9 protein-coding genes are annotated in these 17,067 nt (G+C 43.8%); all 9 read left to right on the top strand.

Annotated elements, in window-relative coordinates; genetic code table 11:
* Positions 1–356 precede the first annotated feature (356 nt).
* The 9 genes from fabZ to MKY85_RS27040 all read left to right on the top strand — a co-directional run bounded on the left by fabZ (position 357) and on the right by MKY85_RS27040 (position 16,992).
* Positions 357–788, top strand: coding sequence for a 3-hydroxyacyl-ACP dehydratase FabZ (gene fabZ / locus MKY85_RS27080; RefSeq protein WP_145324406.1), 432 nt, complete (start codon positions 357–359; stop codon positions 786–788).
* 112 nt (positions 789–900) lie between these two features.
* Positions 901–2,622, top strand: a complete 1,722-nt coding sequence (locus tag MKY85_RS27075) for a phospho-sugar mutase (RefSeq protein WP_342571207.1) — start codon at positions 901–903, stop codon at positions 2,620–2,622.
* Positions 2,623–2,838: 216 nt separating this feature from the next.
* Positions 2,839–4,860: a DUF5693 family protein gene (locus MKY85_RS27070; protein ID WP_342571206.1), complete on the top strand. Its 2,022-nt coding sequence runs from the start codon at positions 2,839–2,841 to the stop codon at positions 4,858–4,860.
* Positions 4,836–6,017 (top strand): polysaccharide pyruvyl transferase CsaB, encoded by a 1,182-nt coding sequence (csaB, locus tag MKY85_RS27065; protein WP_342571205.1) that lies wholly within the window; start codon positions 4,836–4,838, stop codon positions 6,015–6,017. Before MKY85_RS27070 ends, csaB begins: the two co-directional genes overlap by 25 nt.
* A gap of 7 nt (positions 6,018–6,024) precedes the next feature.
* A complete protein-coding gene (locus MKY85_RS27060) occupies positions 6,025–6,783 on the top strand; it encodes a WecB/TagA/CpsF family glycosyltransferase (RefSeq protein ID WP_342571204.1) in 759 nt (252 codons plus the stop codon).
* A gap of 411 nt (positions 6,784–7,194) precedes the next feature.
* A complete protein-coding gene (locus MKY85_RS27055) occupies positions 7,195–8,322 on the top strand; it encodes an MraY family glycosyltransferase (RefSeq protein ID WP_339238171.1) in 1,128 nt (375 codons plus the stop codon).
* 163 nt (positions 8,323–8,485) lie between these two features.
* Positions 8,486–12,385, top strand: coding sequence for an S-layer homology domain-containing protein (locus MKY85_RS27050; protein WP_342571203.1), 3,900 nt, complete (start codon positions 8,486–8,488; stop codon positions 12,383–12,385).
* 206 nt (positions 12,386–12,591) lie between these two features.
* The gene (locus tag MKY85_RS27045) at positions 12,592–12,933 is read left to right on the top strand and encodes a hypothetical protein (RefSeq protein WP_036612519.1); all 342 of its coding nucleotides are present in this window, start codon (positions 12,592–12,594) and stop codon (positions 12,931–12,933) included.
* A 519-nt stretch (positions 12,934–13,452) separates the two neighbouring features.
* Positions 13,453–16,992 carry an S-layer homology domain-containing protein gene (locus tag MKY85_RS27040; RefSeq protein ID WP_342571202.1) on the top strand — a complete coding sequence of 1,180 codons (3,540 nt, stop codon included), beginning with the start codon at positions 13,453–13,455 and terminating at the stop codon, positions 16,990–16,992.
* The last annotated feature ends 75 nt before the right edge of the window (positions 16,993–17,067 follow it).

Below are 17,067 nucleotides of genomic sequence, written 5' to 3'. Positions count from 1 at the left end.
CGAAGAGAGACCCCTTATCTTAACCTTCACTACTGCAGTCATGAAGGATATAATTAGTGTTAACCGAAAATATGCTTTCCATACAAAATTTAAATTAAAACATTTTATATGAGCTTCGCCTTTGTCATGTGGGGGTTGACCTTGCAGCACCGAAGTAAGTGGAGGGAACGGAATCGTTCAGAAGAAGCGAAGCGCTCGCCTTTGTCACCGAATCTTGACCTCTCGGAGGTTGATCAAAAAATTCGGAGACAACAGCGATCAGAGGGACGATCCGTAACCGTAACGACCACCTTAGCCCTAAGAGTCAATCCATGATGAAGAACGCTCATATAAACATCCCGAGAGGAGATTACACTGTGCTCGATATCAAACAGATTCAAGAAATCATCCCGCACCGTCCCCCGTTTTTGCTGGTGGACAAGATTCTAGAGATTGAGGATGGCAAACGTGCCGTTGGTCTGAAGAACGTAACCATTAACGAACCATTCTTTATTGGTCATTTTCCAGAGTATCCGGTAATGCCGGGTGTACTGATTACTGAAGCGCTGGCTCAAGTTGGTGCAGTAGCCATTCTGAATATGGAAGGCAATAAAGGCAAAATCGGCTTTTTGGCGGGACTGGACAACTTCCGATTCCGTGGACAAGTCGTGCCCGGAGATACGTTGATCCTGGAAGTGGAGATTACACGTTTGAAGGGTTCCATTGGTAAAGGTAAGGCAACTGCCCGAGTGGACGATAAAGTAGTCGCTGAAGGCGAGATTATGTTTGCACTGTCTGACCCAAGCTGATTACATACGTGAGCGTTGACATCATTTCGGAACATAGACGGGCCGAATGATGCACGATGCTGAAGTAACTCAGCACACCTGAATTTATATAGACGGAAGGGGTTTATCAGAAATGGAACAGTTAAGCACAGCAGCATCAGAGACGTTGCAGCAATGGTTGGAGGATGCTTCGATTGATGAAGCAACGAAACAGGAGCTTCGTGACTTGCAGGATCAGCCGAAAGAGCTGGAGGAACGTTTTTACAGAAACCTAGAGTTTGGTACAGGGGGATTGCGCGGGGTCATTGGTGCAGGAAGCAACCGGATGAACCGTTACACCGTAGGTCGGGCGACGCAAGGATTTGCGCGTTATTTGCTTGAGCAGCATGGTGACCAAGAAGGCAAACCTTCTGTGGTCATTGCTCATGATTCCCGTCATTTCTCACCTGAATTCACACTGGATGCTGCGCTTGTACTGGCTGGAAACGGCATTGTAGCCAAGCTGTTCCCATCCCTGCGTTCAACTCCAGAGTTGTCATTTGCAGTGCGTAATCAGAAGGCTACTGGCGGAATCGTTGTAACAGCGAGCCATAACCCACCGGAATACAACGGATACAAGGTCTACAATCATGAGGGTGGTCAATTGGTACCAGCTGAAGCGGAAAAAGTCATTCAGTACATCCAGGAAGTGCCTTCCCTTGCTGACGTGAAGAAGCTGACGCAAGAAGAAGCAGAAGCTCAAGGTCTCCTGATCTGGTTGGGTGAAGACCAAGACCAAGCGTTCGTGGATACCGTAGCAAGCCGCAGTCTGAGCCGCGAACTGATCCAATCGGGCATTGGTCGTGATTTCAAAATCGTATACACACCGTTGCACGGCACAGGCAACATCCCTGTACGTCGCGTGTTGGAGCAGATCGGATTCGAGCAAGTGCACATTGTAGCTGAACAGGAACAGCCGGATGCTGAGTTCTCTACTGTGAAATCCCCTAACCCGGAAGAACGCGAAGCGTTTACGCTTGCAATGAAGCTGGGAGAATCCGTGGGCGCTGACATTTTGATCGGAACAGATCCGGATGCAGACCGTATGGGTGCTGTCGTGAAAGACAACGATGGCAAATATTTCGTCTTGTCTGGTAACCAGTCTGGTGCCATTATGGTACATTATCTGCTGAGTCGCCTGCAAGAGACAGGAACACTGCCAAGCAACGGTGCGGTCGTCAAAACGATCGTAACTAGTGAGATGGGTGCTGTTATTGCTGAACATTACGGTGCAGAAGTGATGAACACACTGACAGGCTTCAAATATATTGGTGAAAAAATGAACCAGTTCGAAGCAACAGGCAGCCATACCTTCTTGTTCGGATATGAAGAGAGTTATGGCTACCTTTCAGGCAACTATGCCCGCGACAAGGATGCTGTTCTTGCCTCGATGCTGATTGCTGAAGCTGCTGCTTATTATAAGAGTCAAGGCAAGACACTCTATGATGTCTTGCAAGAGCTGTACAACCAATTCGGATACTTCTTGGAGAAGCTGGAATCCCGTACGCTGAAAGGCAAAGACGGCGTAGCTCAGATTCAGGCCAAAATGACGGACTGGCGTTCCAATCCGCCACAAGAAGTAGCGGGAATTGCTGTACAAGATGTATTGGACTACTCCCTTGGTCTGGACGGTCTTCCGAAGGAAAACGTACTGAAGTTCATTTTGGCAGACGGTTCATGGTTCTGCTTGCGTCCTTCAGGAACAGAACCGAAGATCAAAGTATACTTCGCCGTTCGTGGAGAGAGTTTGGAAGATGCGGAAAGCCGGATCGAGCGTCTGGTGACCAACGTAATGTCGCGTGTAGACGCGCAATAATACGAATGCAACAAAGCGTTAGGACATGAGAAGGCCTCTCCGCACCGTAAGGTTGGTTGGCGGAGGGGTTTTTCTTTGAAATAAAAGTGTAGATAGACTGGCATATATCAGGGCTTGTTGACACAAGCTGTTTGTAACCTATTGTATGAATGTTAAATGAACGAATTACTTGAGCTGAACGTGCATTTGGTTCCAACACTTGAGGAGGTACATGTAGTGCGTCAAAAATGGCTTTATTGGAATAACGCTTCTCGGAAGTGGTTGTGGCTCGTCGTTATTATCGGTCTGGTTGCGTCCATCCCTGTAATCAGTGATCGGGTGCAGACAGAATCTTCTGCCAAAAAGGTAGAACTTGTTTTCAACTATCGGGGTCTGCTGGATATCTCCGCGTATCAGGCACATCCGCAAGATTTCATGAATGAACAATTGACTCGTCTAAAAGACGCAGGCGTTACAACGATGGCAGTGTTTGAAAGTACATTGGACGAGCTGAGAAAGACACGCCGACTGATGGTATACAACGGCCAGGATCTCGCGAACCTGACCAAAGATGTGATCCCTTCTAACGCAAATTACACGTATGTGTTATTTACATCAGAGGAAAACGCACGGACGTATACCCCTATTATTGAACAAACGTTCGCTGATCGGCAGATTCCGGTGCAACCATGGGAATATGAAGGTCGTAGCGGCTTAATATTGCAGACTCCTCCAGAGAATGCCAACATGCAGCCTTTGCAGCCCGATCCGGTTGCCGTGAAGATGCTGCGTGATAAAGGTTTTTACATTTTGCCGCGGATCTCAGACAGTGTGCCATACAGCCAGGAATCGATGGAGCGCTTGCTTACCTTCTTCGAAGAGAATGGCGTAAAGCGCATCTTGTTTGATGGTGATGCTGTGAAAGGGTACAATGATAATGCAGAGATGAGAAGTCTCGATCAATTCGCACAGTTGCTGAACAAGCACAATATTGGTCTTGCAGCCATTGAGAACTTGAAGAAACCGCAGTCTGGATTCCAGACCCTTGCTTATAAAACGGATTACAACGTTACGCGTCTGTACTCGCTTAGTGATGGCGATGCCAATCTGGACGTAGACACGATCGCTGACCGTTTTGTACTGGCAACCAAAGACCGCAACATTCGTATGCTTTATATGAATGCATCGCCAAGTCGGAATACAGCCAAGGCCATGATTACAGATCCAATTGAGAATCTGATCAACAGCCTGGGTGAGCCGGGTCATGCGATAGAACGTATGGCGAAACATGGCTTCGAACTTGGACAAGCTGAAGCATTCACAGTGAAGGATTCGTCGATTCAACGTTATGCCAAGCTGGTTGCTCTTGTTGGTGCAATTGCCATGATAGCACTTATGGTTTCTTATTTTATCCCACTACTGACCTTGATCGCGTTTGTGGTTGCTTTGGTGGGCAGTGCAGGATTGTTCCTCTTGAAACCAACGCTACTGGAGCAAGGAATAGCCTTGCTTGTGGCCATAGCGGCGCCGACCATAGCGATGGTGCTGGCCGTTCGTACCGTGAACTATCAGCAACAGCGTCAACCCGACGCATCTGCGGGTCGTCGTTTGAAACAGACTGTAGTTTTATATGTAAGAACGTCAATTATTTCGTTCCTGGCCGTACCATTTGTCATTGCGTTGCTTAACAGCATTACGTACAGTCTGGTCATTAACCAGTTCCGCGGCGTAAGTCTGTTGCACTTTGCACCTATGGCACTGGTAGCGATCTACATTGTGTTTTATCGTGGTTCTGGATCGTTCTCTATTAAGAAAATTAAAGAAATGCTTCGTATGCCAATTAATGTGTTAATGGTTGTATTGTCACTCGTTGCTGCCGTTGTTGGATACTATTACTTGAGCCGTACAGGCAACTCGGGATCAGTAACACCATTCGAGATGTTCCTGCGTACTACGCTGGAAGATACGTTCGGTGTACGTCCGAGATTCAAAGAATTTATGCTGGGACACCCGCTGTTTATCGTTGGCGTGTTCGCCGCTTTAAAATATCGTAAAGTCATCTTTGTGCTCATTATTGCAGCGATTGGACAATTGTCCATGGTGGATACGTTCGCGCATATCCATACGCCGGCTGTATTGTCACTCATTCGTGGAGTGATGGGATTGGGACTTGGCTTAATCTTCGGTATCATTGCTGTGGGTGTGTGGCAAGTAGCGGAAGGATGTTGGAAAAAATGGTCACCACTTCTCAAAAGTTAGTCATCTCTGGGTATTACGGATTCCGCAATAGCGGAGACGAAGCGGTGCTAAAGTCAATTTTGACAGCACTGGAAGAGGAAAGCCAAAGGTCGAATATCACTATTGAACCGATTGTTCTCTCGGGTGACCCCGAGTGGACAACCTCCATGTACGGTGTGCGCTCCGTGAATCGTATGAAATTGAAGGAAGTCCGTGAAGCACTCAAGGAGAGCGACGGATTAATCAGTGGCGGAGGAAGTCTATTGCAGGATGCAACTGGACTGAAATCCATTCCTTATTATCTGGGCGTAATCAAGCTGGCTCAGATGCTGAAAAAACCAACGTTTATCTATGCGCAGGGGATTGGCCCGGTGAATCGTAAAATTTTCAATCCGATGATCAAATCAGTCTTTAAGAGCTGCACCTATGTATCCGTTCGGGATGAACAATCTGCAGATTATCTGCGTGGACTCGGGCTACAGTGGAATCAGATCCATGTTGTACCCGACCCCGTAATGGGTTTGCCACTACCTGAGACAAAAGTTAAGAGTGGGGCAGGTGCAGTTTCAGCAAATGATACTCCTCAAGCGAATCGAGTGGAAACTGCATCTGGAGCACACACCAAGCTTCCTGTGATCGGCATATCGGTACGGTTCTGGGAGTCGGATCGTAAAGAGCTAACGGCTATTGCCGCTGGGTTAAAAAAGCTGTGTTCCAAAAGAGCCGTGCACTTGCGTTTTCTGCCATTCCATTTGCCAGTAGATGAACAGGCATCACGATTCCTTATGGAAATGCTCGGTGATGTGACCAGTAAAGGCAGTGAGATCAGCATCGCACAGGATCTGACCGACCCTCAGCTTATGCTGGAGGAAGTCAGCAAGTGTGATCTTGTCATCGGTATGCGTCTGCACAGTCTGATCTATGCAGCTTCGCAATATGTGCCACCGGTGGGTATCTCGTATGATCCGAAAATCGATCAATTCTTGCTTCGACTGGATAGTGAACCAGCAGGGGATACGAGCTCACTCGATGGCGACAAACTCGCCAAGACTGTCGTCGGATTGCTGGATCAACGATCACAGTGGCTAAAAGAACATGAAGAAGGCATCACCGAATTGAAGCAGGAAGCCAGAGTGCCTGCACAGCAGATTATTAACTATTTAGGCCGCAAAGGATGAGATAAAGATGAGTCAGACCGGATCCATACCTACCGTTTCGATCTACGGCATTCCTTTTTCCAAACTGACGATGAAAGAAACGGTAAAGGTTCTCCAGGAAGCTGTGCTGTCCAAGCAACCACATCAAGTCATTACAGCCAACCCGATTATGGTTATGGCTGCACTGGAAAATCCCGCAATCATGGAAGTCATGCAATCTGCGGAATTAATTGTTCCTGATGGAACAGGTGTCGTATGGGCGGCGAACTATTGTGGAGATCCAGTAGCTGAGCGAGTGCCGGGATTTGAGCTTTTACATGAATTGCTGCGTGTTGGAGAAAACTATCGATGGGGTGTATATTTACTCGGTTCCACCCCTGAGGTGATTCAAGAAACGGCAGTTCGGTTACAACAGCAATATCCGGCGATTCGTATTGTGGGTTATCGCGACGGTTATTTTGGTCCGGCTGAGGATGAACAGGTTATTGCTTCTATTCGGGAAGCTTCACCTGATCTGTTGTTTGTAGCACGTGGGGCCGATACACAGGAACCATGGATTCACAAGTACAAAGATGCACTGCAGGTTCCCGTAACCATGGGCGTTGGCGGCAGCTTTGATGTGATTTCGGGCAAAACCAAACGTGCGCCTATGCTGTTCCAAAAGTTAAGACTGGAGTGGTTCTATCGCTTGTTGCGTGAACCAAGCCGGGCTGGCCGGATGCTTGCGCTTCCGAAATTCGCTGTTAAGGTGATGCGTGACAAAGAAAACGTGACAAAAGCCCGTTAAAAACAGGTAATTAAGAGATAAATGCTTGTTTATGCTAGAAATTGAGGATAGCTTTTCGGGTGGGATCGGCGTATAATTCATTCCGGATTACATGTGTGCCACTCAAATGAAACTTTTAGTTGCACGTTGCCACTTCGATGTCAGAATAACCTTTTGATCGCTGTTATCTCTGGATTTCTTTTATCCACCTTTACAAGGTTGAAATCCCGCGATAGCATATGCTTACGATTTAGCTTTCTTTCAGAAAGCTTGTAGGCGAACGCTTCGCTTCTACAGGTTATTTCTGCCCTCTCCGTTCTGGTGCAAATGGCATTTTTCATCAAAAGTGACTAACAATAATTTTATATATAAAAAGAGATCAGGGGATTTATAATTTCGTACAGGTATTATAATTGGGGGTCGAATGTTCAAATGGTAGCGATCTTTATCATTGGATTTATCGTGTCAATGGGACTGGCTCTTGCCCTGACACCGCTTGTCAAAAAGTTCGCAGTCCGCATTGGCGCAATGGATACGCCGAATGCACGTAAAGTACACACACGGATCATGCCGCGTCTTGGCGGTCTGGGGATATTCCTGGCCTTTATCATTACAGTTGCTGCATTGCTTCCGTTTGTATCGGCATGGTTCACGACTCGGGATATGAGTTTTGTCAGTGCGTTTCTGATTGGTGGAACAATTATCGTATTGATTGGAGCACTTGATGATCGGTTTGAACTGTCAGCCAAAGTGAAGCTGCTTGGTCAGATCGTTGCTGCTTCTGTCGTTGTATTCGGATTTAACATCCGCGTAGATTTCGTTAACATTCCTTTTCAGGATTCCTATTCTTCACTCGAAGCTTGGGTATCCATTCCGCTGACGATCTTATGGATCGTTGGTGTAACGAATGCGATTAACCTGATTGATGGTCTGGATGGTCTGGCTGCCGGTGTATCCGGTATTGCGATTGGTACTATTGCCGTGATGTCCTTCCTGATGGGTAACATGATGATCGCCTTGATGTGTCTTGTATTGCTGGGTAGTATTATCGGATTCCTGTTCTTCAACTTCCACCCAGCCAAGATCTTCATGGGGGATACTGGGTCACTATTCCTTGGTTTCTCTCTGGCGATGCTGTCCATGCTCGGATTCAAACAAATTGCTGTCGTGTCCTTCATTACACCGTTGATCATCATCGGTGTGCCGCTCTCGGATACCTTCTTCGCGATCATTCGTCGTGCGGTACAACGTAAACCGATTTTCTCACCGGATAAAGGTCACCTGCATCACTGCTTGCGTGAACTTGGATTCAGTCACCGTCAGACGGTACTGATCATTTATGGAATTGCCGCATTCTTCGGAGTTTTGGCGATTATCCAATCTTCCGCTGCCATGTTTGAAGCCAACTGGGTAACATTTGTGGTCATCTGCATCATGATGTTCTTCCTCCAGGTAGGAGCAGAAGTCATCGGACTTGTTAGCAAGACGAGAAGACCGGTTATCAACTTCCTGATGCGCATGCGCGTTAAGATGAGCCCAGAGACTCGTTCGAAATCATAAATAGATAAATGTAATGCTTATAGCTATTCTTGAATATTATTCCAGACCCAACCTTATCCCTCGTGGATAAGGTTTTTTGTTTATTTTGAGATTTTTACTAAATAATTGGAACCTTTTGCCGATATATAAAGGTAACTGACTTAAAAAGAGGAGAGATGATTGAATGCAACGTACGAAGAAGCCGTTAATCTGGCTGATGATGGTGGCACTGGTTGTATCTCTAATACCAGCTGGCCTTGCACCAGTCGCATCGGCGGCAGGACAGACAAGTTACTTTACTCCTGATAATACAGCCAACGTTCCATTGAAAAGTACAGTAGGACTCAAAATGACTGGAACAGGCTCTGATGTTCTTTCTCGTTCGACTGCTTTTGTGGTAACTAGCGCAGAGCAAGCTGTAACAGGTACGTTTACGAATGTTACTGGCTCTACGTTGGGTGCCAACGTACAGCTATTGAATTTAAAAGATGGAACATGGGTTCCAGATAGTTCAAGATTAGCACCAGCTGTTGTCACAGTTGATCCTAATCGCCCGGATAATCGCTTTAACGCAACACTTACCTTGTTCCCCGGAATGAACAAAGTGACGTTTACCGGCTCCCAAGGTCCAAGTGAGCGTTCCGAAAGCTTTTATATTTTGTATGACTCTGTACCCTACATTGAGAAACTGCAGGTTTTGGGTGGAGCGGATAATCTCGATCTGAATGAAGGATCACAGGTTGTTGTGGATACGGGTGATGTGACGATTCAAGGTGTAGCTCACAACTCCTCCAAAGTAACAGTAACACTGAATAATGGTGAGGCTTTACCAACATCTTTATCTACACAAGATGGTACCTTCTTCTCACCAATGCTTCGATTAAAATCAGGTAAGAATGATCTGGTTGTAACGATTGAAAGCGGAGTAGACAAAAATAAATTCACGTATTCTCTGCTCTACTATGATGAAGAAAATCCTTTCTCTCAGCTCGATCTGAAAGAGGGCTCGGATGGGCTGTCTCAGAGCATGTTAACTGATCGGCCTACGTATGGGGGGGATCCTGCACAAGCCCGTGTAATGGTTGAATTGCTTTTGCCGGATGATAAAACCACTGCTATTCCTGAAATCTCTGTGGATGGTACGTTGACTAGCATTGTTCCCAAGATTGAACCCATACCTAGTGTGGGGATCAATACACCTTCATATTCTCTGTTTTCATTCGAAATTCCATCGTTGAAGTTTACAGAATCAACAATTGGTACCCCTCCAGTCACCTCGATTGATTCTTTACAGAATCATTCGTTGACTGTCAAATATGGAAAAAACACAGCAAGTGCAAACATGAATTTTCAATATCTTGAGAACGAAACGGTAATTACGGATTTAAGATACCTTAAAGACTACAGCGGTTCTGGCGTTGCACCAGAAGGGGTGCCGCTTTCGGGTTCTAGCGTCACTTCTGCAGATTTCTATATCCTTGTAGAGACTAGCAGAAATCCTAATGGAAGCTTGTTGACAGCGGAATATCTTCCAAGGAGCACAAGCCCAATTGAACTTTCACCAACGCCTATACAGGTATCACCGACGAAATATATTTATCAAATTAAAGGCTTCAAAAACGGAAATCAAACGGTTCAGTTTAAATTTACTGGATCAAAATCAAGTAAAAACGCAACGATCTCGTTTGCTTCCAAAAACTATATTTTTGTGAGCAATCTGACGGATGGCCAAACATATGATATGAACTCCAAGAAAACAGATAAATTGTTGCTTGAAGGTAAGTACGTTGATTTTGCCACATTGGATAGCAACTACTTTGTAGCAGAGATTTTTGCGAACGGAGTTAAAGTGTATTCCACACATCCTGCAGCAGACACAAAGCAAAAAAAATTGAATTTGGGTGCTGATGGAAGTTTTGAGGATGTTGAGATTGATATTGATGGGGACACAGGACCATTATTCTTTGGGGAAAACCGTATTGTATTAACGGGAACAGGAACTGGAGATAAAGGCCAACTGAATGAAGTAACTAAAGAATTGCGTATTTACATCAATGATAACAATGTATCTACAATCAATAATTTTCAGCCTGCACCAAGTAAAAATCGCTCGACATTCCTTGATCCATATAATCCGGATGACCAATGGGTAAAAAACCTGTTTAACCTGTCCACGGATTTCACATTTGCGGACAAGAAGTATACGACCAGCCTGAAAAACTTTGACTTGGCTATCCGTGGCGCAGGAGCGACTCGAATGAGTCTAAGTATGGGTACTCAAACGATTTTTGACTTGAACATACCAGAAGGATCGGCAACGAATACAACTTGGGAAGATCCAACAATCGCTTCTGAGTACGCACTGAACAATGGTAATGTTATTGTGGATCGTTCCGGAAGTCAGAAGGACTTTGTGGTGCGGTTAAGAGACTTAAAAGCGGAGACACCAGGAACATACATCTATACACTGGATTTATATAACAAAACAGGTGCAAAAACGAGCCAGAAGGTAGAAGTAGTCAGAGAAGCAGCGGGTTATCGCATCTTGGCTCCACGTCCTACTTCAGGCAGTCAAATTGTTGTCAGCAAAAACTTTGTTCATTTTGATATTGAGGCTGAAGGAGCTACTTCCGTTGTAATTGATAAGGAAACGGCTAAGAAGCTTCAAGGTACAGAAACAGATCGTTTTGCTTTGGATTATGTCGGGCTCAAGGCTGACAAAGTGAATAAAATCAAGTTGACGATTGATCGTAATGGTGTCAAAACAAATGATACAGTTGAAGTGTACTATACAAGCAATACGGGTGTTGACTCTCAGTATATGGCGCCTAAGGTAGCCAACAAATATTCAGCATTCAATAAACAGCTGGAACTGAGTTTCCCGAAAGGCACAGTAATGCAAAGCACAGACCTCAGCGGGATAGCTAAATTCTATCCGAACAACAAGCTGTTGTTTGGTATTGCTGATCCGAGCACAGGAATTGTGGAGCGGAAGAACGACTATGGCAGCATCGTTGGTTTCAGAACCGAAGCAGAGGATCCGAACCCATTAAGCGTTCCCGATGACTATTATAGAAGATTCTCCGCAATTGTAGGGGATTCTGTAAACTTTAGTCCAATATCCGAAATTTACTGGGTAAGTGGTGGCCTTGGGGAGTCAGGTACAAGAGGAGATAATAATTACAAAGAGCCAACGAATGGAATTGGGCCTTATACTGTAGATTCGTTATATGGTAATCCTTTGACGCCTGCGGAGCGGAAAATCAAGCCGTCACAACGGGGGACATTAACTCTTGCTTATGATCCGAATGTAGTAGATGATGCTGGTTCAACCATTTCTGTATTTTACTATTCTCCAAGCAGAGAGTGGAAACGGATTGGCGGCGAAGTAGATTCGAAGAAGCATACAGTGACTGTTCCTTTTGATGAATTTGGTTATTATAAAGTAATGAAGCTGAGAAGAAGTTATAACGATATTACGAACCATGGGTGGGCAAGAAATATTCTAAATGCACTCTATGCTAAAGGATTCATGGCTCCCTTGCGCTTTGAACAGTTTGGTACAGATGACCGTACATCGCGTGGAGAGTTTGCAACTCTTCTTGTGAAAGGTTTGAATTTACCAATTACGTCCGATAGCAGAAGAACATTCACGGATGTTGCACCAGGTACAAGTTCATTCACATGGGATTATGACAGTATCGAGACCGCAGCAAGAGCGGGTATCATTACTGGCCTGACAGATGGTGTGTTCGGACCGGATCGTCCGCTGACACGTGAACAGGCTGCAGTGATGATTGCTCGGGCACTAGAACTGAAAATGGTTGCTAATGATAGCAAGCTTCAAAGTGCACTTGCTAAGGCGTTCATCGATTCCGGCAGCATGGAAAATTATGCTGGACCAGCGGTACAAGCTGTGACGAAAGCTAAGATCATGGAGGGCTCTCCGGTTACAGTGGCTGGACAGAAGAAGCCGCAATATGCATTCAATCCGAAAGGGAATCTGACCCGTGCTGAAGCAGGCAAAATTGCTGTTGAATTACTGAAGAAGAGCACCAAGGTTTTCCCTAAAACATTGAGCTAATTTCTATCTGATATCGGATCTATTTAGGAAGGACCTGTCCCTTACACTAAAGGGGCAGGTCCTTTTCATGGCTGTCAATGAATGGACATAGATTACTTTTATAATAGAAGAAACAGAATTATTACCAATAACTATTTTTGTAATTTGCTAGAGTTTAAGATACAATAACGGTAAATACACAATGATCTAGAGGGTGAAGTTAGCTAATGAAACCGATTTATTCGAAAGCCCAGCTGGGCTACATGAAGGCAAAGACACAGTTTGAGAAGCAGGCAGTCATTCTGGAGAAAAAGTTGGAAGATACACGCAAGACTCAGGAGATCTCTCAGGAAGTTATGGAAGGGCTTGTACAGTCCACTGGCTTCCATGATGCGTATAACAATCTGGTTCTGGCTGAGAATGAATTGATTGAATGGTCTCACACGACGATGAAGCATGAGAAAACGTACCGTGAGAACAGACAACCAATTGACGATATGTATCTGAGATTGAACAGTGATCCCAATATGCGTGCTCAAATTATCGAACTCGCGATGAAGATTAAATAACTTATACTTCCAGAACTGCACCAAGAGCATCCCAGTAGGGGTGCTTTTTTATTTTATTTTTTGTGAATTTTGTCGCTTCATGGGCTGAAGTTGCGGGTATAAATAAACGTTGGTAGCACAGACAAACCAGAGATCACAATTCCAGATTCACTGCTGTATCAACGGTTTGAAAAGGTTTTGAATGGCTTCAATACGCGCACTGTACCTATACATAAAAAAAATCAAAACTTTTTTTGTGCAATCCGCAACTTTTTGAAATCTACTGCGTTTAAAGTGTAGAGTCGAAAACATTGGGCCTGTTACCAAGAATGACCTCGTGAAGAATCTTGTCTATTTTTTAGAAAAAATTGCTTTACGGCACGAGAGACCCATTGTATAATACGTAAGGTAGGATTAGGAAACTACTCTATTTACGTGTGATTCTGCTTTACTAACTTAGTTTACAAGTTTCTGTGATATGCTCACAGACATCATTTATATTAACTTGCTCACAACTCTGGAAAGGGGGTGCAACAATATATGAGGAATACGAGCGACCCTATTAAAGAAAATTCAAATGTTATGAACGCCCAAGGAGGAGAAAAAAAGGTTATGAAGAAAATTTTATCCGTAGCATTGTCTACAGCAATGGCATTCTCAATGTTTGCATCTGTAGCATTCGGTGACACAGCAGTTTCCCCGCAACAACAGTTTGATGCATTGAAAGCAAAAGGTATCTTCAACGGTTATCCGGATGGTACAGCAGGTCTTGACAAAGACATGACTCGCGCTGAGTTTGCAAAAGTTATCACTAAATTGCTGGGTCTGAAAGAGATCACTGGAACTCTTTCTTACACTGACAAAAACTACACAGCTAAAAACTGGGCTGTACCTTACATCGAAGCAGTAACTGCTGCTGGTATCATGGAAGGTAAAAACGTTGAGAAGAAAATCTTCGACTTCAACGGTAAAGTGACTGTGTCCGAGATGGCTACAATCCTGACTCGTGCATTGGATCTTGAAATCCCAGCTGAAACAAACAACACTGCTCCAGCTTGGGCTAAAGGTTATGTTCAAGCAGCAATCAACGCTGGTTTGGTTGATGCGAACACTAACTTCACAGCTAACGCTTCCCGTGAATTGCTTGTAGGCGCTGCTTACGCAATTGACGAAGCACAAAGCTTGAAAGTAACTTCTTACACAGTAACTGAAGGTGGAAAAGTTGTTGAATTCAAAATCAGCGACGGCGAAACTGTAAAAGTTACTTTGGATAAAGCTCTTGAAGCTAACAAAGAAACTGAAGTGAAATTTACTTACAAAGAAAAATCTTTCACTGAAAAAGTTACTTATGTTGTAGAAGCTGCAACTAAAGTACAATCCGCTTCTTCTGTTAACTTGAAAGAAGTTGACGTTGCTTTTGACGGTAAAGTAGACAAAGCTACTGCAACTGACAAAAACAACTACAGCATCGATTCCAACTCTAAAGGGATCAAATCGATCACTTTGTTGGAAGACGGTAAAACAGCTCGTCTCTTGCTGAATGAATCCAGCAAATTCGTACAAGGAACAACTTACAAAGTTGTTGCTAAAAACGTGAAATCTTCTACTGGTACAGTATTGCCACAAGGTGAAGTTTCCTTCACATCTGCTGACAATGTTCTGCCTACAGTAGCAGAAGTTAAAGCTCTTGGAACTAAAGTTATCAAAGTAACTTTCTCTGAGCCAGTTGTAGCTCCAACAAGCAGCAACTTCCAATTGGATGACAAAGCTTTTGTTGGCTCTGTAACTCAAGGTGCTAACCAACGTGAAGTAATCCTTCGTGATTACACTGGTTCAATCTCTGAAGGTGCTCACAAGTTGACAACTTCTTTGGTTGAAGACTTCGCTGGTTTGAAATCTTTGGCTGCAACAACTGACTTCACAGTAGCTGTTGATACTGAAGGTCCTAAAGTGACTGAAATCTCCGCTACTCTTGAAAAAGTAACTGTTACTTTCGATGAAGAGATCGATCCAGCTTCTGTAACTAACGACAGCTTCTACTGGAAGTCTGGCGATACTAAGAAAACTGGTACGGTAACTCAAGTTGCTTCTAACGTATATGAAGTTCAATTCACACAAGCTAACCGTCTGCCAGGATATGAGTCCACTTTGTTTGTAGAAGTTAAAGACTACTCCGGTAACGTTAATGCTGTGAAAGAACACAAAATCAATGCAACTGTTGACTTGGTTCGTCCACAAGTAGTTGAAACTACATTTGGAGATCGTACTAACACATTGACAGTTCGTTTTGACAAAGCTGTAAGTGCAGCTGATAAAAAATACTTCACTATTAAAAAAGGTGACGATGTCATCCCAGTAAACAGTGTAGTAGCAGCTGATTCTTCCAACAAAATCTTCTACGTTACTTTCTTTAACACACTTGCAACTGGCACTTATAACTTGAAAGTTGCTGATGTTCAAGACACTACAGCGTTGAGAAACACATTGGTAGAATTCAATGGTACATTCGTAGCTAACGATACTGCGAACCCTTCCATCTCTTCTACAGATTACAATGAGTCTGCTCGCAAAGTAACATTGAACTTCGGTCGCGAAATGGACTTGGCAACTGTTAATACTAAAGGTAACTACTACATTAACTTCGAGAAAAACGGTGCTAATGCTCAAAACATCGCTCTTCCAACTGAAGTTAGCGTAAACGCAGTTAACGGTGGTAAATCCGTAGTACTTCAGTTCCCTGAGTTCATCGATGGAACTAAAGTTACATTCGGACCGAACGGATCCGTTAAAGGTGTAGTAGCAACTGGATTGAAATCCAAAACAGGTCAAGTAGTATCCCTGGATGCTTCTAGCTTGAAAGATGCTGCTGCTAACCAATTGAAATGGACTAACGCTGTACAAAAAGATGCTAAAACTTTCGAGTTGACATTCAACCAAGTAGTTGCATCTGCAAACGTTAGCGATTTCCAAATCGCTGGTAAGTACCCAGCTTCCGTTAGCATTGATGAGAACAAAGTTACACTGAAAACTGTTGATGAAGTAGCGGGTCAAACTCTTGTAACTCTGTTTGCTAATAACTCTGTTGAGACATACTCGAACAACAAACTTAACTTGTCTTCTAATGCTTCAATGACAGTTAACAATGCTGTATCTCCTCGTGTAACTGAAGTTTCTACTAGAGAAGCAGTTGCTGGAGGTCAAGAGTTTACAATTACATTTACAAATAGCGTAGGATTTATAACTGGCACTTCACTAGATGCTATTGCAAATGATATCATTGTTAAAGATTTGTCTGTAACAAATACTCCAGCATTGACTCCAGTTGCTGATTATAAAGTTACAGATGTTACTGGTAACACAGTAACAGTGTTGTTGACAAAAACATCTTCACTTGACAAACCAATCTCTGTTCAAGTTAAAGATGCTAAGTATCTTGTGGCTAATGGCACAACTACTAAGGCTACTGATTCCAGCGTTTACACTGTTACAGCTCCATCTGCAAGTGTAACGAATCCAACTGTAAATGGTACTACGATCTCTGCAGAAGTTGTTGGTAAAAAAGCTACAGCTGTAGGTGATCAAATTACTTTGACTGCAACTGAAGCTACTGATGCAATTAATGCTGAAGATGTTGTAGTAGATGTGGAACCAGTTAGCGCAACAGTTTTGACTGGAACTATCACTTATAACGCTGCTACTAAAACTTATGTTGTAGCAGATGATGTATCAGTTAAAACTTTCGTAGCTTATGTCAATGCTAATCAATTTGCTGACTTCACAGCAGTTGCAACTGTAGCAGATGACAGCATTATGGTTGCATCTGATACTGCCACTTTTACTGGTGGAGTAACAGCTAAAGCTGGAGTATTGACAGTTAAATTGTCCAAAGTTGTAACTGGCTTGGCTAACAACTCTAAAGTAACTATTGGTAATGACACTTATGATGCTACTTTGAATGCTACAAACGATGCTATTCAAGTAACTTTGAACAGCAAAGATGTAGTAGGTGAGCAATTCAAAGCTACGGTATTGGATGGAACTAAGCAAGTTGCAGTTGCAACTACTATTTCTTCTAACTAATACTTTATTAAAGTAAGAAAGACCGGAGAGATTAATCTCTCCGGTCTTTTCTGTTTCAAAAACCAACAACATCGT

The organism is Paenibacillus sp. FSL R5-0749 (assembly GCF_038595085.1).
Classification (GTDB): Bacteria; Bacillota; Bacilli; order Paenibacillales; family Paenibacillaceae; genus Paenibacillus.
This window is presented reverse-complemented; position numbering and strand designations above follow the sequence as displayed.